The sequence below is a fragment of the Methylobacterium sp. J-026 genome (assembly GCF_022829585.1).
Taxonomy (GTDB): Bacteria; Pseudomonadota; Alphaproteobacteria; order Rhizobiales; family Beijerinckiaceae; genus Methylobacterium.
Map to the genome: position 1 here is coordinate 27614 of NZ_JAKSYC010000351.1, position 18629 is coordinate 46242.

At 69.8% G+C, this 18629-nt stretch carries 17 protein-coding genes; 12 read left to right on the forward strand and 5 right to left on the reverse strand.

Translation table 11 applies throughout. The annotated features are described in order from the left end of the window. Positions 1-114 precede the first annotated feature (114 nt). Positions 115-1026 carry an extensin family protein gene (locus MKK69_RS30410; RefSeq protein ID WP_243973897.1) on the reverse strand — a complete coding sequence of 304 codons (912 nt, stop codon included), beginning with the start codon at positions 1024-1026 and terminating at the stop codon, positions 115-117. A 148-nt stretch (positions 1027-1174) separates the two neighbouring features. Between MKK69_RS30410 and MKK69_RS30415 the strand changes: the two genes are divergently transcribed. Then, the gene (locus MKK69_RS30415; protein ID WP_243973898.1) at positions 1175-3244 is read left to right on the forward strand and encodes a M3 family metallopeptidase; all 2070 of its coding nucleotides are present in this window, start codon (positions 1175-1177) and stop codon (positions 3242-3244) included. Positions 3245-3328: 84 nt separating this feature from the next. Next, the gene (locus tag MKK69_RS30420) at positions 3329-4222 is read left to right on the forward strand and encodes a hypothetical protein (RefSeq protein ID WP_243973899.1); all 894 of its coding nucleotides are present in this window, start codon (positions 3329-3331) and stop codon (positions 4220-4222) included. 12 nt (positions 4223-4234) lie between these two features. Here MKK69_RS30420 and MKK69_RS30425 read toward each other — a convergent pair whose 3' ends face one another. Further along, complete coding sequence (locus MKK69_RS30425) at positions 4235-4453, reverse strand: hypothetical protein (protein ID WP_243973900.1); 219 nt, start codon at positions 4451-4453, stop codon at positions 4235-4237. A gap of 175 nt (positions 4454-4628) precedes the next feature. After that, the gene (locus MKK69_RS30430; protein WP_243973901.1) at positions 4629-5018 is read right to left on the reverse strand and encodes a DUF2267 domain-containing protein; all 390 of its coding nucleotides are present in this window, start codon (positions 5016-5018) and stop codon (positions 4629-4631) included. A gap of 227 nt (positions 5019-5245) precedes the next feature. Between MKK69_RS30430 and poxB the strand changes: the two genes are divergently transcribed. The 9 genes from poxB (at position 5246) to MKK69_RS30475 (ending at position 16172) form a co-directional block, all read left to right on the forward strand. After that, complete coding sequence (gene poxB / locus MKK69_RS30435) at positions 5246-6976, forward strand: ubiquinone-dependent pyruvate dehydrogenase (RefSeq protein WP_243973902.1); 1731 nt, start codon at positions 5246-5248, stop codon at positions 6974-6976. Positions 6977-7042: 66 nt separating this feature from the next. Further along, complete coding sequence (locus MKK69_RS30440) at positions 7043-7786, forward strand: (Fe-S)-binding protein (protein ID WP_243973903.1); 744 nt, start codon at positions 7043-7045, stop codon at positions 7784-7786. Continuing rightward, positions 7783-9354: a lactate utilization protein B gene (locus tag MKK69_RS30445; protein WP_243973904.1), complete on the forward strand. Its 1572-nt coding sequence runs from the start codon at positions 7783-7785 to the stop codon at positions 9352-9354. Before MKK69_RS30440 ends, MKK69_RS30445 begins: the two co-directional genes overlap by 4 nt. Next, the gene (locus MKK69_RS30450; protein WP_243973905.1) at positions 9351-9947 is read left to right on the forward strand and encodes a lactate utilization protein C; all 597 of its coding nucleotides are present in this window, start codon (positions 9351-9353) and stop codon (positions 9945-9947) included. The genes MKK69_RS30445 and MKK69_RS30450 overlap by 4 nt, the downstream gene beginning before the upstream one ends. Before the next feature lie 84 nt (positions 9948-10031). After that, on the forward strand, positions 10032-10892 hold the full coding sequence (locus MKK69_RS30455) for a transglutaminase-like domain-containing protein (protein ID WP_243973906.1): 861 nt from the start codon (positions 10032-10034) through the stop codon (positions 10890-10892). Positions 10893-10959: 67 nt separating this feature from the next. Further along, complete coding sequence (locus MKK69_RS30460; protein ID WP_243973907.1) at positions 10960-12339, forward strand: ethanolamine ammonia-lyase subunit EutB; 1380 nt, start codon at positions 10960-10962, stop codon at positions 12337-12339. Then, a complete protein-coding gene (eutC, locus tag MKK69_RS30465) occupies positions 12336-13127 on the forward strand; it encodes an ethanolamine ammonia-lyase subunit EutC (protein WP_243973908.1) in 792 nt (263 codons plus the stop codon). The genes MKK69_RS30460 and eutC overlap by 4 nt, the downstream gene beginning before the upstream one ends. 425 nt (positions 13128-13552) lie before the next feature. Beyond that, on the forward strand, positions 13553-15283 hold the full coding sequence (ilvD, locus tag MKK69_RS30470; RefSeq protein ID WP_243973909.1) for a dihydroxy-acid dehydratase: 1731 nt from the start codon (positions 13553-13555) through the stop codon (positions 15281-15283). Beyond that, a complete protein-coding gene (locus MKK69_RS30475; RefSeq protein ID WP_243973910.1) occupies positions 15270-16172 on the forward strand; it encodes a tetratricopeptide repeat protein in 903 nt (300 codons plus the stop codon). The genes ilvD and MKK69_RS30475 overlap by 14 nt, the downstream gene beginning before the upstream one ends. 67 nt (positions 16173-16239) lie before the next feature. Here MKK69_RS30475 and MKK69_RS30480 read toward each other — a convergent pair whose 3' ends face one another. Then, the gene (locus tag MKK69_RS30480; RefSeq protein ID WP_243973911.1) at positions 16240-16863 is read right to left on the reverse strand and encodes a glutathione S-transferase family protein; all 624 of its coding nucleotides are present in this window, start codon (positions 16861-16863) and stop codon (positions 16240-16242) included. Positions 16864-16934: 71 nt separating this feature from the next. Further along, on the reverse strand, positions 16935-17729 hold the full coding sequence (gene xth, locus MKK69_RS30485; RefSeq protein ID WP_243973912.1) for an exodeoxyribonuclease III: 795 nt from the start codon (positions 17727-17729) through the stop codon (positions 16935-16937). A gap of 197 nt (positions 17730-17926) precedes the next feature. Between xth and MKK69_RS30490 the strand changes: the two genes are divergently transcribed. Beyond that, positions 17927-18613: a ceramidase domain-containing protein gene (locus MKK69_RS30490; RefSeq protein WP_243973913.1), complete on the forward strand. Its 687-nt coding sequence runs from the start codon at positions 17927-17929 to the stop codon at positions 18611-18613. The last annotated feature ends 16 nt before the right edge of the window (positions 18614-18629 follow it).

The window sequence follows — 18629 nt, forward strand, 5'->3', positions numbered from 1 at the left end:
GCAGCACAACCGCGCAAACGGGACGCCAAGGTCTCGGGTTCATCGACGTCGTGATCTCCGCAAGCGTAGGCGCTCCCCGCTGAAATGCTGCGCCTGCACGAACGTTCCACGACCTTACTCGCAGAGGCGGTGACCGGCCGCGCGCTCGCGCTGGTCCAGGTGAAAGTGATTGGCGTGGGCCGCGTTCGTCCCCGGTCCTAGGACCGTCCGGAAGAAGGCGCAGGCCTTGCCGCGGACGGCGGTCAGGAACGCGGCCTCGTCGGAACCGTCCGGCATCGCCTTCACCGGGATGCTGGCGCGGCCCGAGAGGGTGAAGCCCATCACGTCGACGGCGTTGGCGAAGGCGTGCTCGCTCAGCTTGGCGTCGAGGTCATGGTTCTGGCCCCGGCACATGTAGGAGCCGCCGAGTTCGAGCCCGGTCAGCCCGTGCTTGAGCGTCCGGTCGGCCTCGACCTGAACCTCCGTGACCCAGCGCGCGAGGGCTTCGGCGGTGCGGCACGTCAGCGTCGCCCCCTGCGGCAGCGCGACGCCGTCGGCGAGCCGGGTGATCTTCAGCGGCAAAGGTGCGGTGCACTGACCCTCGGCGATCGGTGCCAGCGGCTCGAAGTCGACCCCGAGCCGTTTGAGGCGCGTCCGGCAGGCCGTGTCGTCCGGGGGGGCGACCTTGAGCGCCAGGACGGCCTCGCCGGAAAGTTCCGGCGGCCGCCCCGGCGGCGTGGGCGGCGGGGTCGGAATCTCGGGCTTGCCCGTCTCCGGGGCCTTCTCCGATGCCGGAACCGTGGTGGCGTCGGCGGGCGTCAGGTCCGGAGGCCGCGCCGGTGGCGTCGGCGCGGCCGTCTCCACGGCGGCGGGCGGCTTCAGCGCGTCCGGCCGTTCCGGCGGCAGGGGCGGCGGCACCGGAACGGTGGCCGCCGGGGTCTCGGCCGCCCGACCCGGGGCGGGGAGGAGCAGCGCGAGCGCCGCGGTGAGGATCCCCCGCGCCAGCGGGATCGACGGTCGGCGGATCGGCGGAAGACGTCCCGGCATGGGGCCTCGAAGCGTGGGCATTGGTTCTAGCAAACGAGCGAGCGGGCATTCGGATCGCCGGCGCGGTTGACGGATGCGCCGAACGGACCACTGTCTGCACGACCGTGACGGCGGGACGCGCCATTGCATGGATGGATCCGAGGACCGAATGCCGGACGCAGCTGAAGCCGGGCTCCCGAGCCTGCCGCAGGACAATCCCTTCCGCGAGGCGCAGTGGACGACGCCCTATGGGATCCCGCCCTTCGAGCGGATCCGGTCGGATCACTACCTCCCGGCCTTCGAGGCGGCGCTCGCCGCCCATGCCCGCGAGATCGAGGCGATCACCGGCGAGACGGCGCCTGCGACCTTCGCCAACACGGTGGTGGCCATGGAGCGGGCGGGCCAGGCCCTCGATCGGGTCGCCGGGGTGTTCTACAACCTGACCGGCAGCCACACGAACCCGGAACTCCAGGCAATCGAGCGTGAGATCGGGCCGAAACTCGCCCGCCACGGCAGCGCGATCTACCTCGATCCGAAGCTCTGGGCGCGCATCTCGGCGGTGGAGGCCGAGGGCCTGGGTCCGGAGGAGCGCCGCGTGCTCGACCGCTACCGGATCCGCTTCCGGCGGGCGGGCGCGGATCTCGAGCCCGAGGCCAAGGCGCGCATCGCCGAGATCGCGGCGCGGATGTCCGAACTCGGCACCCAATTCAGCCAGAACCTCCTGGCCGACGAAAGCAGCTTCACGCTGCCGCTCCAGGCCGAGGCGGATCTGGCCGGACTGCCGCCGTTCCTTCGCGCCGCTACCCGGAGCGCCGCGGAGGAACGGGGTCTGGAAGGCCATGTCGTCACCCTCTCCCGCTCGCTGATCGAGCCGTTCCTCGTCTGCTCCACCCGTCGCGACCTGCGCGAGCGCGCCTACGCGGCCTGGACCCGCCGCGGGGAGAACGGCGGTGAGACCGACAACCGCGCGGTCGCCGCCGAGATCATCCGGTTGCGCGCCGAACGGGCGCGCCTGCTGGGCTTCGAGAGCTTCGCGCATTTCGCCCTCGACGACACGATGGCGGCGAGCCCCGACGCCGCCACGGGGCTCCTGCGCGACGTCTGGACACCGGCCCGGGCCCGTGCGGGCGACGAGCGCGACCGGCTCCAGGCCGCGATCCAGGCCGAGGGCCACAACTTCACCCTCCAGGCGCATGATTGGCGCCACTACGCCGAGAAGGTGCGGCGCGCCGAGCACGATCTCGATGAGAGCGAGATCAAGGCCTACCTGCCCCTCGACCGGATGATCGCGGCGTCGTTCGACACGGCTGCGCGGCTGTTCGGCCTGACCTTCGAGGAACTGTCCGACGTGCCGCGCTACCATCCCGACGTGCGGGTCTGGCGGGTCGGCAACCCGGACGGGTCCGAGGTCGGGCTGTTCCTGGGCGACTACTTCGCCCGGGCCTCGAAGCGGTCCGGCGCCTGGATGAGCGCCTTCCGCTCGCAGGAGCGGCTGAACGGACCGATCACGCCGATCATCGTCAACGTGATGAACTTCGCCAAGGCGCCCGAGGGGGAGAGCACGCTTCTGTCCTTCGACGACGCGCGCACCCTGTTCCACGAGTTCGGCCATGCCCTGCACGGCCTCCTCTCGGACGTGACCTACCCGCTTCTGTCCGGCACCGCGGTCGCCCGCGACTTCGTGGAACTGCCGTCTCAGCTCTACGAGCACTGGCTGGAGCAGCCCGAGGTCCTGCGGACACACGCCCGCCATCACCGGACCGGGGAGCCGATGCCGGACACGCTGCTGCAGAAGCTCCTGGCCGCGCGCACCTTCAACCAGGGCTTTGCCACCGTGGAATACACGTCGTCGGCAATCGTCGACATGACGCTGCACCTCTCGGCCGAAGGGGAAGCGGGGCTCGACGTGCCCGCCTTCGAGGCCGAGGCGCTGCGCCGGATCGGCATGCCGGCCGAGATCAGCATGCGGCACCGGACGCCGCATTTCGCCCATATCTTCTCGGGGGACGGCTACGCGGCCGGCTATTACAGCTATCTCTGGTCGGAGGTGCTGGACGCCGACGCCTTCGATGCCTTCCGCGAGGCCGGCGACATCTTCGATCCGGAGACGGCCAAACGCCTGCGCCAATTCGTCTACGGGGCCGGCAACCTGCGCGATCCGCGCGACGCCTACACGGCCTTCCGCGGACGGATGCCGAGCATTGAGCCCCTGCTGAAGAAGCGTGGCCTGGCGGCGTGAGCGATCGCGCCGCGGTAAGGGTTTCGTAAACAAACGTCCTTAACGAACGCTTGCAGTGAGGTTCTGCGCGCGGAGTTCGGGGCGATGACCAAGAGCGAAACCACGCCGGCCGTCTCGCCGGCCGATCTGCTCAAGGCCGTGGTGACCGGCCAGGCGGATGCGGGCGGCGAGACCGCGACGTCCGAGCCGCGCACCAGAAAGCGCGCGGCTCGGGAGGCGCTGGCGCAGATCGACCTGCGCAGGCTCGCGATCCCGGGGGCCTGCCTGGCGGTGGGCGCGCTGCTGGGCGGCGGCGTCATCGCCGCGACCCGGTCGGCCGCCCTGCCCAACGACGCTGTCCTGGCGCTCAGCACCACGCTGGACGCCGGTCGGACCGAGACCGCGCGGCTCGGCAGCGACATCGCACAACTCCATCAGGTCCTCGCCGACCTGCGCGCATCCACCGACACCGCCCGCAAAGAGGCGACCGCCCGCAGCGGCGCCCTGAGCGAGCGCCTCGCGCAGCTCGACAAGACCCTCGCGGCCAAGACCGCGGCCCTCGGCGAGCGTCTCGAACAGGTCGAGCGGGAGCAGAACGTCCGCATCGCCGGGCTGGCGGCCCAGATCGAGCGGCGGTCGCCCCCGGTGACCCCGGTCGCGAAGGCCGAGCCGACCCAGACCGGAAGCCTCGCCGAGACGCGGAGCGTGGAGCCGAAGGCTGGCGATGCGAAGATCACCGAAGCGCGCCTCGCTGATATCAAGCCGGCCGATGCGAAACCGAAGGCGCCGGCCGTCGAGAAGACCCCGGTGATCGACGGCTGGGCTGTCCGTGACGTCTATGACGGCATGGCGATCCTCGAGAATCGCCGGCACCGGCTCTTGGAGATCGGGCCCGGAGAGGTGCTGCCGGGTTTCGGCCGCGTCGAAGGCGTCGAACGCCGCGGACGGGATTGGGTGGTGGTGACCCGTCAGGGCCTGGTCACGCCGCAGCCCTGGTAGTGGTCGCGCCCATCAGCGCGACGGGCAGGGGCTCGGCGTCAGGCTGTCGGCGGCGATCGGGAATCGCGGCTCGAGCGTCATCGGATCGGCCATCGAGGATGCACGCTCGGCGCGACGGCGGCCGTGGCGCAACGCGCGGGTCTGGGCAGCGCGCGTCGGATGCAGGATTGCGGCGAGGAGCGCTTGGCCCTCGAACGCGCTGTCCAGGTTCTTCGCTTCGAACACGGGCATGGCCGGCCTGCTGGATCGCAGTCGCGCAGGTCGTTTAAGGCACCCTTGCCGACCGCACCCCAAATAACGGGGATCGCGTTGACAGGTTCCGTCAAGCTTTCGCCCGGAAACTGTTTTTTCACGATCGTCCAGGCCGTGCCCGATGACAGTGCGGCGCCGCACACGCGGCGCGGGATCAGACGAACTGGTTGAGCCCCGGGATCGAACCGATGATCGGTCCCATGGCGTCCTCGCCGACCTTCTCGCGGCCGAACGCGAACAGCTCCTGACCGAGCGGCTGCATCTGACCCATCGGCACGCCGGCCGCCATCAGCTTCTGGCCGAGCGCCATGACGCCGCCGCCGCCCATCATGCCGCCGAGCATGCCCATCAGGCCGCCGCCGCTCTCGCCGGCATTGGACTCGGCGATCAGCGAATCGGATCCCGGCAGCGCCGCCAGCAGCTGGTTGACCTCGCTCTCGGGCCCTTCCTTCTGCAGGAAGGCGAGGATGTGCCCGACGGCGGTCTGTGCGGTCGCGGCGTCGAGCCCAGTCCGGGCGGTGACGCGGGCCAGCAGTTCTTCCATGACGATGATCTCTTCGGAACGTTTCCAGACGTCCTTCGACTCTGGGGCTGCGGAAATCAAGCGCGCGGCGGGCTTTCCCGGGGAAGTCTCGGTGGTGCCGCGGGCCGCCCCCCGCCGCCGCCTCGGCGGGTCGGACCCGCGGCGCGCCCCCTATCCCGGCGGCGACGGATGACTTACCAGCGCCCCGGACCAAGTTGCCGCACCCGGCGCGATGGCGGAGCCGAATCATGCGTATCAACAACGTCGCCGACGTCGTCGCCGAGACGCTCCAGGAGGCGGGTGTCGCCCGCATTTACGGCGTTGTCGGCGACAGTCTGAACGGCATCACCGAGGCGCTGCGCGCCCGGGGACGCATCGGCTGGATCCACACGCGCCACGAGGAGGCCGCGGCCTTCGCGGCGGCCGCCGAGGCTCAGATCACCGGGGCGCTCGCGGTCTGCGCGGGCTCCTGCGGCCCGGGCAACCTGCACCTGATCAACGGCCTCTACGACGCCCATCGCAGCCGCACCCCGGTCCTGGCGATCGCCGCCCACATTCCGTCGGCCGAGGTCGGTTCGGGCTACTTCCAGGAGACGAAGCCGACCGAGCTGTTCCGCGACTGCAGCCATTATTGCGAGCTGGTCTCCGACCCGGCCCAGATGCCCTTCGTGCTGGAAAACGCGATTCGCGCCGCCGTCGGCGAGCAGGGCGTCGCGGTGATCGTCCTGCCGGGGGACGTCGCCCTGCGCGAGGCGCCCAAGCGTGCCCTGACGCCGCGGGCCGGGCTGATCCCCGCCAAGCCGGTGGTGCGGCCCGCGGACCCGGAACTCGACGCCCTGGCGGCGATGCTCAATGCCGGCAAGCGCGTCACCCTCCTGTGCGGACGCGGTTGCGCCGGCGCCCATGCCGAGCTACTCCAGCTCGCGGAGGCGCTCAAGAGCCCGATCGTCCACGCGCTGGGCGGCAAGGAATGCGTCGAATTCGACAACCCCTACGATGTCGGCATGACCGGCCTGATCGGCTTCTCGTCGGGCTACGCGGCCATGATGTCCTGCGATACCCTGCTGATGCTCGGCACCGGCTTCCCCTACAAGCAGTTCTACCCGCATGACGCGACGGTCGCGCAGGTTGACCTGCGCCCGTCCGAGCTCGGCCGGCGCTGCCGGATCGAACTCGGCCTCGTGGGCGATGTCGGGGCGACCCTGCGGGCGCTGCTGCCGCGTCTGAAGCCCAAGGCCGACCGCGCCTTCCTGGATGCCAGTCTGCAGCATTACGCGAAGGCGCGCGCCGGCCTCGACGAACTCGCCACGGGCAAGCCCGGCGGTCCGCTACATCCGCAATACCTCGCCCGGACGATCAGCGAGGCGGCTTCGGACGATGCCGTCTTCACCGCCGATGTCGGCACGCCGACGATCTGGGCGGCGCGCTACCTCACCATGAATGGGCGGCGGCGGCTGCTCGGCTCCTGGGTCCACGGCTCCATGGCCAACGCCCTGTCGCAGGGGATCGGCGTCCAGGCGGCGCAGCCGGACCGGCAGGTCATCGCCTTCTGCGGCGACGGCGGCTTCGCGATGCTGATGGGCGATTTCCTGACCCTGCGGCAGCACCGCCTGCCGCTCAAGGTCGTGGTGTTCAACAACGGCACCCTCGGCTTCGTTGAACTCGAGATGAAGGCCGCCGGCTACATCGAGACCGGCGTCGCCCTCGACAACCCGGATTTCGCCGCGATGTCCCGGGCGGCCGGCATCTTCGGCCTGCGGGTCGAGGATCCGGCCGAGCTGCCCGACGCGGTGGGCGAGTTCCTGGCCTTCGACGGTCCCGCCCTCCTCGACGTGCGCACCGCCCGCAACGAGCTGGCGATGCCGCCCAAGATCGACGGGCAGCAGGTCAAGGGCTTCAGCCTCTACGTGCTGCGGGCCGTGATGGATGGACGCGGTGACGCGGTCCTCGACCTCGCCAAGACCAACCTCATCCGATAGACCCTCCCGATCAGTCTCGAACCGTTCCAGGCCAACGGAGCGGGCGATCCAGGGAGGTGCCGGACCATGCGGATCGGCCTGTTCGTGCCGTGCTACGTCGACGCCTTCGAGCCCGAGGTCGGGATCGCCACCCTCGAGCTGCTGGAGCGGCTCGGCTGCACGGTGGAGTATCCCTACGACCAGACCTGCTGCGGCCAGCCGATGACCAACACCGGCTGCCACGCCGAGGCCGCCGCCACCGAGGCCTTGTTCGTCAAGAACTTTTCGGGCTTCGACTACGTGGTGGCGCCCTCGGGCTCCTGCGTGCACCAGGTCCGGGAGCACCTGACCGCGATCCCGCAGACCGAGGAGGTCAAGAAAGTCCGGGCCAGCACCTACGAGCTGGTCGAGTTCCTGCACGACGTGCTGAAGGTCGAGGCGCTGCCCTGGGCGCGTTTCCCCCACAAGGTCGCCTACCACACGAACTGCAACGCCCTCCGCGGCATCCACCACGCCCGGCCCTCGGAGCTGGTGAAGCCCTTCTATTCCAAGCCCCTCGACCTGCTGCGGATGGTCGAGGGCGTCGAGCTGGTGGACCTCGCCCGGCCGGACGAGTGCTGCGGCTTCGGCGGGACCTTCTCGGTCTTCGAGCCGGCGGTCTCGGCCAAGATGGGCTACGACAAGGTCGCGGATCAGAACCGGGCCGGCGCCGAATACGTCGTTTCGGCCGATTCCTCCTGCCTGATGCACCAGAAGGGCTGCGCCGAGCGCCTCGGGGTGCCGCTGAAGTACATCCACATCGCTCAGGTGCTGAACGGAGTCGCCGCATGAGCGTCGAGGACCTGAACCCGCGCGAGCGCGAAGGCGTGATCCACCCCGAGGTCCGCGCCCGCGACGACGAGAGCGCGCGCTCTCAGGACGGCGGGCGGCTCCAGCACGCCGAGGCCGCCTCGAAGCCGATCCGGGCGCCGCAAATCCGCGAGGCTCAGCCCCGGGGTGCCAAGATCCGCGGCGACCGGCCGATCGATCAGGCGGAGGCCGCCGAACGGTTCCTGGCGGCACCGCTCCACCAGGCGGCCCATGACGAGCGCCTGTGGGACCTGCGCAAGAAGCGCGACGTCTCGGCGCACGGCATCCCGGAATGGGAGGAACTGCGGGAGCTCGCCTCGCAGATCAAGACGCACACGCTCAGCCACCTCGACCGGTACCTCGAACAGTTCGAGGCGGCCGCGACGGCCAACGGCGTCCAGGTCCATTGGGCGCGGGACGGGGCCGACCACAACCGGATCGTCCTGGAGATCCTGCGCAACCGCGGCGCGAAGACGCTGGTCAAGTCGAAGTCGATGCTGACCGAGGAGTGCGGCTTCCGCCACCACATGGCGGCCAACGGCATCGAGATCATCGAGACCGACCTCGGCGAGCGCATCCAGCAGCTCGACAACGAGGAGCCGAGCCACATCGTGGCGCCGGCGGTCCACAAGACCCGGATGGACGTGGCCGAAGTCTTCGCCAAGACCCTCGGCACCGATCCCGACAACGACGACGCCCATTACCTCGCCGAGAGCCAGCGCGAGACGACCCGGCCCTACATCCTGAAGGCCGATGCCGGCATGACCGGCTGCAACTTCGCCATCGCGGAGACCGGCACGGTCGTCACCTGCACCAACGAGGGCAATGCCGACCTCTCCGGCAACGTCCCGCCGCTCCAGATCCACTCGATCGGCATCGAGAAGATCATCCCCAAGGTCGAGCATCTCGGGGTGTTCATCCGGCTGCTGTCGCGCTCGGCGCTGGGCTCGCCGATCACCCAATACACCTCGCATTTCCGCGCGCCCCGCGCGGGCACCGAGATGCACATGGTGCTGGTCGATAACGGCCGCTCGGCCCGCCTCGGCATGGAGGAATTCTGGACCTCGCTGAAATGCATCCGCTGCGGCGCCTGCATGAACACCTGCCCGGTCTACCGGCGCTCCGGCGGCCTCTCCTATGGGGCGACCTATTCCGGCCCGATCGGCCTGATCATCGACCCGACCTTCAACAAGCGGAAATACTCGACCCTGCCGTTCTCCTCGACGATGAACGGCTCCTGCACCAACGTCTGCCCGGTCAAGATCAACATCCACGAGCAGATCTTCGCGTGGCGCAAGGTCTTGGTTGAGGAGCACCACATCCCCGCGCTCAAGCAGGGGATGATGAAGGCCGCGGGCGCGGTCCTGTCCCGGCCGGCCGCCTACCGGGCGGCGATCGGCGCAGCGGATTCCGCCCTGAAGGTCTTGCCGCGCTTCGCGGTCTACAACCCGCTCAACACCTGGGGGAAGAAGCGCGAGATGCCGGAGGCCCCGCGCCAGACCTTCCACGCCTGGTACAAGCAGAATCGCATGAAGGACGCCGGTCGATGACCGCCCGCGAGGCGATCCTGGGCGACATCCGGGCCAACCGGCCGGCGGGCGAATTCCCGCTGCCGCAGGTGCCGCTCTTCCCCCCGCTCATCGGCGACGACCCCGTGGCCGAGTTCGGCGACCGGCTGAAGCGCATGGGCGGCCGGGTGGCGGAGCCCGGCACCGACGATGCCTTCGCGGACCTGCGCGAGCGGCTCGGTTCCGCCAAGGTCATCGCCTCCGCGGTGCCCGAACTCACCGGCAACCGCGACCTGCGCGCGGTGCGCGACCCGCAGGAGGTCGAGGACGTGGACGTGGCGGTGGTCCGTGCGGTGTTCGGCATCGCCGAGACGGGCTCGGTGCTGTTCACGGAAGGCGAGCTGATCGTGAACGCGGTCGCCTATCTCGCCCAGCATCTGATCGTGCTGCTCGACCCCGCCGACATCCTGCCGAACGTGCAGGCGGCCTATCTCCGGCCCGAATTCGGCCGCTCGGCCTACGCTGTGCTCCATACCGGACCCTCGGCGACCGCCGATATCGAGGGCGTGCTGATCCATGGGGCGCAAGGGGTGCGCTCGCTCACCGTCCTGCTGCTGCCGAGGCGAGCCGGATAGCGCAGCGCGACGGGCCTGGAACCGCCATTCGGGCGCGCACTTTGCTTGGACGACGGACAGGTCGTCGCCCGGCAAGGAGATCCGATGCGCTACACACTCGGTTGCAGTCTGTCCTACAACATCCTGTCCGACACCACCTTCATCTTCAACCTGGAGGTGGCCAAGCTGAAGAGCGTCGAGATCCTGAGCGAGAGCCTGGTCTTGACGCCGAACCTGAAGCGCGACCTCTACACGACGCCCGATCTGCTGAACCGCTATCTCGCCGTGAACGTGCCCACCGGCCAGTTCGCGCTGGAGTACAATGCCGAGGTGGACCTGACGGTGCACCGGGCCGACCCGGCTACCATCAACGAGACGCCGATCGGGCAGCTGCCCCTCGACATCCTGCCGTTCTTGCTGCCGAGCCGGTTCGTCTCCTCGGACCGGCTGACGCCCTTCGCCCAGGCCGAATTCGGCGCCCTGCCGAAGGGGCATGCCCGGGTGAACGAGATCTGCAACTGGATCCACGATCACATCACCTACCAGCCGGGCACCAGCGACGGCGAGACCACGGCGGACGAGTCCCTCTTGAAGCGCGCGGGCGTCTGCCGGGATTTCGCCCATATCGGCACCGCCTTCTGCCGCGCGCTGGGCATCCCGGCCCGGTTCGTGAGCTGCTACGCCCACGGCCTCGTGCCGAGCGACTTCCACGCCGTCTTCGAGGCCTATCTCGACGGCCGCTGGTGGCTGTTCGACGCGACGCGGCAGGCGGATCTCGACGGGCTGGTGCGCATCGGCGTCGGGCGCGACGCCGCCGAGATCGCCTTCTCGACGCCCTTCGGCAACATGCAGCCGGTCAACCAGCAGGTGCGGATCCAGCGCTCTGACGGGCAGGGGAGCCCGATGCCGCGCACCGTGGACGCGATCTCGACAGAGATCCCCGCCCCCCATGCCGGCGCGGCCTGAGCAGACCCGATCCCCGGATCACGCTATCCTGTGATCCGGTGTTCACGCGGCGAGGGAAAACATCCGCATGGCCTACCGTCACGTCGTCGGCCCGCGCACCCACGCCTTCGCCGACCTCGCCGCCCTGATGGCCAAGGCGACGCCGATCCGCTCCGGCGACCGGCTCGCCGGCGTCGCGGCGGAGTCCGCCGAAGAGAATGCCGCCGCCCGCTGGTGCCTCGCGGAGGTGCCCCTCGCCGAGATCCTGGCCCGCCCGCTGATCCCCTACGAGCGCGACGACGTCACCCGCCTGATCCTGGATACCCACGATGCCGGCGCCTTCGCCGAGATCCGCCATCTGACGGTCGGCGATTTCCGCGAGGTCCTGCTCACCGCGTCGTCCGAGACGCTGGCCCGGATCGCCCCCGGCATCACCCCCGAGATCGCCGCCGCGGTCTCCAAGATCATGCGCAACCAGGACCTGATCTCGGTTGCCCGGAAGTGCCGGGTCGTCACGCGCTTCCGCAACACGATCGGCCTGCCTGGGACCCTCGCGGTCCGCCTCCAGCCGAACCATCCGACCGACGATCCGAAGGGCATCACGGCGGCGATCCTCGACGGGCTCGCCCTGGGCTGCGGCGATGCGGTGATCGGCATCAACCCGGCCTCCGATTCGGTCCAGGCGATCGGCGATCTGCTCCAGCTCCTCGACGCGGTGATCCGCCGCCACGCGATCCCGACCCAGGCCTGCGTCCTCACCCATGTCACCACGACCCTCGCCGCCATGGAGCAGGGCCTGCCGGTGGATCTCGTGTTCCAGTCGATTGCCGGCACCGAGAAGGCCAATGCGAGCTTCGGCGTGACGCTGTCCCTGTTGAAGGAGGCGCACGAGGCCGCGCTGGCGCTCAAGCGCGGTCCGCGCGGCGACAATTGCATGTATTTCGAGACCGGCCAGGGCTCGGCGCTCTCGGCGGACGCGCATCACGGCATCGACCAGCAGACCCTGGAGGCCCGGGCCTATGCGGTCGCCCGCGTGTTCCGGCCGCTGCTGGTCAACACCGTGGTCGGCTTCATCGGTCCCGAATACCTCTACGACGGCAAGGAGATCATCCGGGCGGGCCTCGAAGACCATTTCTGCGGCAAGCTGATGGGCGTGCCCCTCGGCGTCGACGTCTGCTACACCAACCATGCCGAGGCCGATCAGGACGACATGGACACCCTGCTGACGCTGCTTGGGGCGGCGGGCTGCACCTACATCATGGGCGTGCCGGGGGCCGACGACGTGATGCTGAACTACCAATCCACGTCGTTCCACGATTCCCTGTACCTGCGCGAAGTGCTCGGGCTGAAGCGCGCCCCGGAATTCGAAATGTGGTTGCAGGAGATCGGCCTCACCGACGGCGCCGGCGCGTTGATCCAGGGCGCCGAGACGCCGCTCCTGACGGCAGCACCGGATCTCGCGGCATGAGTGACAACGGCCCGATCTGGGCCCGCCTCGCCGGCCTGACGCCGGCCCGGATCGGCCTCGGCCGGGCGGGCAGCGGGATGCCGACCCGGGAGGTGCTGCGCTTCGGCCTCGACCATGCGCAGGCCCGCGACGCGGTGCACACGCCCCTCGATGCGGACGAGCTTCTCGGCAAGATCACGGATCTCGGTTTCACCGCCCTGCCGGTCGCCTCCCAGGCGCCGGATCGCGCGACCTACCTGCGCCGGCCGGATCTCGGCCGGAGACTCGCGGCGGAGGATTACGCCGTGCTCAAGGACCGGGCCGGGCCGTTCGACCTCGCGATCGTCATCGCCGACGGGCTGTCGGCCCGCGCCGTCCACGAGAACGCCGTGCCGGTTCTGGCCGCGTTCAAACCCTACGCTGAGACGGCCGGATGGGCGCTCTCGCCCGTCGTGGTCGCCCGGCAGGCCCGGGTGGCGCTGGGCGACGCGATCGGCGGCGCCCTCGACGCCCGCGCGGTCGCCGTGCTGATCGGCGAGCGACCGGGGCTGTCATCCCCCGACAGCCTGGGGATCTACCTGACCTTCGGCCCCCGGGTCGGCCGGTCGGATGCCGAGCGAAACTGCATCTCGAACGTGCGGGCGGCGGGCCTGACGCCCGACCGGGCCGCGTTCAAGCTCAATTGGCTGCTCGGATGCGCCCTCCACCTCGGTCTGACCGGGGTGACGCTGAAGGACGAGAGCGACCGCGTCGCGATCGCCGGGTGCGAGGCGCCACCGTTGCCGGAACGGCCCGGCACTCCGGCTTGAGCGTTTGGCGACCCGGAACTCGGTGACGAGAGCCGCGTCCCGCTCCGACGTCCGGTCGATGCGGGACGGTGTCGTATCTGACGCCGCGTGATCCTGGATTGACGCCGTCCGACGCCGCTCGCCTGCGGCGAGCCTTAATCTTTCGTTGTCTTCCGAATTGCCCTCAAGCGTGGCTGTGGCGAGGTCGCAACACCGTAAAACGATCCCGGGTCCGCCCCGAGACCTGCCCGTAAACGCCGCGATCCCGCCATAGTCCGGGCCCACCTCAACCTCCGCGGTAAAGGGCAATCTCGACAACGCTTTACCGATCAGAAACGATAATTTTCCCGAGCACGCGGAAGGCCAGCCGGGCGCATCGCGAACGGCGGTGCGCAAAGGTCCTTCGCACCCTCGGGACTGGCTGCGCGAAGGCTTGGTCTGAGGGCATGGTGACGCGTTTGAACGACAAGTCGAAGCTGCCGAGCCGCCACGTCACCGAGGGGCCCGACCGCGCGCCGCACCGCTCCTATCTCTACGCCATGGGTCTGACGCGTGAGCAGATCCATCAGCCGCTGGTCGGCGTCGCCTCCTGCTGGAACGAGGCCGCCCCCTGCAACATCTCGCTGATGCGGCAAGCGCAGGCGGTGAAGAAGGGCGTCGCCGCCGCCCACGGCACGCCGCGCGAGTTCTGCACCATCACGGTCACGGACGGCATCGCCATGGGCCATGGCGGCATGCGTGCCTCGCTGCCGTCCCGGGAGGTCATCGCCGATTCGGTCGAGCTGACCATGCGCGGCCATGCCTACGACGCCCTGGTGGGGCTGGCCGGCTGCGACAAGTCGCTGCCCGGGATGATGATGGCGATGGTCCGCCTCAACGTGCCGTCGATCTTCATCTACGGCGGCTCGATCCTGCCCGGCTCGTTCCGCGGCAAGCCCGTGACCGTCCAGGACCTGTTCGAGGCGGTCGGCAAGGTCGCGGTGGGCGACATGAGCCTGGAGGACCTCGACGAGCTGGAGCAGGTCGCCTGCCCGTCCGCCGGCGCCTGCGGCGCCCAGTTCACCGCCAACACCATGGCCACCGTGTCCGAGGCGATCGGCCTGGCGCTGCCCTATTCGGCCGGCGCTCCGGCGCCCTACGAGATCCGCGACAAGTTCTGCGCCACCGCCGGCGAGAAGGTCATGGAGCTGCTGGCCAAGCAGATCCGCCCGCGCGACATCGTCACCCGCAAGGCCCTGGAGAACGCCGCCACCGTGGTGGCCGCCTCCGGCGGCTCGACCAACGCAGCGCTCCACCTGCCTGCCATCGCGCACGAGTGCGGCATCGCATTCACGCTCTTCGACGTGGCCGAGATCTTCCGGCGCACGCCCTACATCGCCGACCTGAAGCCCGGCGGGCGCTACGTCGCCAAGGACATGTTCGAGGTCGGCGGCATCCCGCTGCTGATGAAGACCCTGCTCGACCATGGCTTCATGCACGGCGACTGCCTGACGGTCACCGGCCGCACCATCGCGGAGAACATGGACCGGGTGACCTGGAACCCGGACCAGGACGTGGTCTATCCGGCCAACCGGCCGATCACCCCGACCGGCGGCGTCGTCGGCCTAAAGGGCAACCTCGCCCCCGAGGGCGCGATCGTGAAGGTCGCCGGCATGCCGGCCTCGAGCCAGGTCTTCACCGGCCCGGCCCGGGTGTTCGACGGCGAGGAGGCCTGTTTCGAGGCGGTGCAGTCGCGCACCTACAAGGAGGGCGACGTCCTCGTCATCCGCTACGAGGGTCCCCGCGGCGGCCCCGGCATGCGCGAGATGCTATCGACCACCGCGGCCCTCTACGGCCAGGGCATGGGCGACAAGGTCGCGCTGATCACCGACGGGCGCTTCTCCGGCGCGACGCGGGGCTTCTGCGTCGGCCATGTCGGCCCCGAGGCGGCGGTGGGCGGCCCGATCGGCCTAATCCGCGACGGCGACATGATCACCCTCGACGCGATCCAGGGCACGCTCAGCGTCGCCCTGTCGGACGCGGAGCTCGCCGAGCGCCGCAAGGCCTGGGCACCGCGCGCCAACACCGCGACCTCCGGCTACCTGTGGAAATACGCGCAGGGCGTCGGCCCGGCGCTGTACGGCGCCGTCACGCACCCCGGCGGTGCCGAGGAGACGCAGAGCTATGCGGACGTCTAGGACTGACCTCAGCCGGCGCAGGGCGCCGGCCGGGGCCGATCCCGGTCGGTTCCGGTCCCTCGGCAGGGCCGCCCTCGCGGCCTGGGCCCTGGCCCTGTTCGCCCTGCCGACCGACGCGCCCCGCGCGCTCGACGCCAATGTCCGCGTGCCGGTCCCGGTGCCGGTCGCGGACAGGGGCTATCGCTCGGCCAAGGACGCGCTCCGGGCCGGTGTCCGCGAGTACAATGCCGGCGATAAGCAGGGCGCGGCCCGCGCCCTCGAATACGCCGCCGGCCAGGGCCATGCCCTCGCCCTGTGGAAGCTCGGCCGGATGTATGCCGAGGGCGACGGCGTGCCCCACGACGACCTGAAGGCGTTCGAGTTCTTCTCCCGGATCGCCGATGCCAGCACCGATGACGGGCCCGATCCGCAGAATTCCGCGGTGCTGGGCAGCGCCTTCACGGCGCTCGGCACCTATTTCCTGGAGGGGATCAAGGGCACCTACGTGCGCCCGAATCCCGAGCGCGCCTACGACATGTTCAACTACGCGGCATCCTATTACGGCGACCCCAACGCGCAGTACAATCTCGCCCGGCTCTACCTCGATGGCACCGGCGTCGAATCCGATCCCCGGCAGGCGGCGCGCTGGTTCAACCTCGCCGCCGAGAAGGGCCACCACCCCGCCCAGGCGCTGCTCGGCGACATGCTGATGAACGGTCTCGGCGGCGTGCCGATCCAGCGGGTGAAGGGCCTGATGTGGCTGTCCCTCGCCCGCGAGGGCGCGGAGGGCCGCAAGGACGACTGGATCGTCGCGCTCTACGACAAGAACTGGGCCTCCGCCAACGAGGACGACCGCGCCGAGGCGCAGACCCAGCTCCAGACCGTGGGTTCGATCCGCAAGCGGCGCTGAACCCGGGTTGATCGAGGCCCTGCCGCTGCCTCCGGGAGACAGCGGCAGGCCCCGCTAGCGGCAGGGTTCAGCCTTTCCTGGCGTCCTGCGCGGCCTTGAACGACGGCCGCGCCAGGATCTCGGCGATGTAGGCCGAGAGCTTGGGCCAGCGGCCGGCATCGATCCGGGCCTCGGCCAAGTGGAAATTGTAGAAGCCCGTGGCGATCGAGATATCGGCGATGCTGAACGCGTCGCCCACGAGGTAAGACCCCGCGATCTGCCGCTCCAGGCAATCGAACAGCGGCGGCAGGTCGGTGTCGAGGGCCTTGGTTACGGCGGCCTCGTCGGTGGGCTTGCCCATCATGTTGGGCTTCATGACCCGCTCGACGAACGGCACGATCAGCGGGCCGAACAATTCGGTGTCGCCGAACTTGTCGAACCAGACCGCGCGCCCGAGCGCCTGCGGATCGGCCGGGACCAGGGCCGGGCTCGGGTGCTTGCGCTCCAGGTACCAGAGGATCGCCGAAGAATCCGCCAGCCTGAAGCCGCCATCGTCGATCGCCGGAATCTTGCCCAGCGGGCTTGCCGCCTGGAAATCCGGGTCTGGGGCGTGGAACATCACCGGCCTGTGCTCGTGGGGCACGTTCTTCTCGGCGAGCGAGACCAGGACCTTGCGGACGTAAGGCGAATAGCCGGTACCGTAGACGATCATCGTGACTCCCTTGGTGACAGGGCCGGCGGATCGCGATCCACCCGGCCGTGGGATGGAGGTAGGGCGGATCCTCAGCCTGCCGACAATTCCACCGTCACCGGCACATGGTCGGAGGGTTTGTCGAGCCCCCGGAGATGCTTCTGCACCGAGGCCGAGATCAGCCGGTCGGCGGCCTGCGGCGAGAGCAGCAGATGGTCGATGCGGATGCCGACGTTCCGCGGCCAGCACCCCGCCTGATAGTCCCAAAAGGTGTAGAGCCCGTCGCGGGGATCGCAGGCGCGCAGGCCGTCGGTGTAGCCCTCGGCCAGCAGCGCCCGGAACGCCATGCGGCTGTCGGGACGGAACAGCGCGTCGGACCGCCACGCCTCCGGGTCGGCGGCGTCGGCGAGTTCCGGGATGACGTTGTAGTCGCCCGCCAGCACAATTGCCTTCTCATCGGCCATGAGCGCGCGTGCGTGGCGCTGCAGCCGTTCCAGGAAGGCGAGCTTGTACGGGTATTTCGGGCTGTCCACCGGGTTGCCGTTCGGCAGGTAGATCGACGCCACCCGTACCGGCGCGGTGTCGGGGCCAGAGACCAGCGCCTCGATGTAGCGGGCCTGCTCGTCGGCCGCGTCGCCCGGCAGCCCGCGCCGGATCTCGCTCATAGTGAGAGGCGCGCGGACCAGCAGCGCGACACCGTTATAGGCCTTCTGCCCGAGCGTCTCGACCGCGTAGCCGGCGGCCTCGACCTCGGCGCGGGGGAACGCCGCGTCCTGGCATTTCAGCTCCTGCAGGCAGAGTGCGTCGGGCCGGGCCTCGTCCAGGAACGCCAGCAGGTGGGGCAAGCGTTGCTTGACCGAATTGACGTTCCAGGTCGTGATCCGCATCGCCTCGCATCCGGTCGCCGCCGCGCCGTCATCCGCGCTTCGCCGCGCCCTGGCAAGGCCATCCCGGCGCAAGGCCGGGGATCTAGCGCATCGGGCCGGACGGCGGAAACGGCACGATGCGCTACGCTTTTGTATCCGCATCGTCTTCTTCCGAAAGCCGGCGGCCACCTTTCGGGACGATGCGCGAGGGTCTCCAGATGGATTGGTTCGAGCCGGTGCGGGCCTATTGCGAGCGGACCGACGCCGGGTTCTGGTCCGAGCCCGTCAATGCCCTGTCCAATGCCGGCTTCGTCCTGGCCGCCGCCGCGGCGGGATGGCGCGCGGGGCGACCCCGGCCGCCGGACCGCGCCGCGCTCGCCCTAGCCGGGTTGATCGCATCGGTCGGAATCGGGTCCTTCCTGTTCCACACGCTGGCAGTCTACTGGTCGATGCTCGCCGACGTGATCCCGATCGCGCTGTTCATCGACGCCTATCTCGCCGTGGCGCTGCGCCGGTATCTGCGGCTGGCGCCGGTCCGCGTCGTCGCAGCGACCCTCGGGTTCGCCCTATTCGGCTTCGCCCTCTCGCCCATGCTCGACGGCCTGGCCGGGCAGGACGTTTCGCGACTGACCAACGGTTCGATCGATTATGTACCGGCCATGCTTGCGCTGTTCGGTGTGGCCGCCGTGACCGTCGGGCGGCCCGAGGAGCGCTTCGTCGGCACCGGACGGCGCCTCGCCGGGATCGGCGTGCTGTTCCTGTTGTCGCTCGCCGCGCGCACCGCCGATCAGGCCACCTGCACGGTACTGCCGATCGGGACGCACGCGCTCTGGCATCTCCTGAACGCGGCGGTGCTCTACGCCCTGGTGGCGACCGCGATCCGGCATCGCGACCTGGCCGGATGAGGCGGCCTCGGCACCT